A 234-nucleotide genomic window follows, 5' to 3' on the forward strand; every position below is an offset into this window, starting at 1 on the left:
CTTCCCACGTTGATTTATCAATAACCACAACTTCTTTATTTTCGCCATATACACCAGGTTCAATTTTTTGTTTAGTTCTAGCCATCATGGACAATTTAATTATAGGGTTTTCAGCTGCCTGTCTATGAATCTCAGTAAGGGTGAAATCTGGATTGTTAAACATAGTCATGAAATCTTCAATTCCATCTTGTGATACAGGTGGTAATTGTCCTGTATCTCCTATGAATAGAATTT

Annotated in this window: 1 protein-coding gene; it reads right to left on the reverse strand. The window is 34.6% G+C overall.

The window, feature by feature from the left end:
- Nucleotides 1-234 (reverse strand): hypothetical protein (locus SB771_RS37250; RefSeq protein WP_410722311.1); only part of this gene is annotated, 234 nt, incomplete at both ends.

It is taken from the genome of Burkholderia sp. SIMBA_051, from assembly GCF_046534915.1.
GTDB classification, from domain to species: Bacteria; Pseudomonadota; Gammaproteobacteria; order Burkholderiales; family Burkholderiaceae; genus Burkholderia; species Burkholderia ambifaria.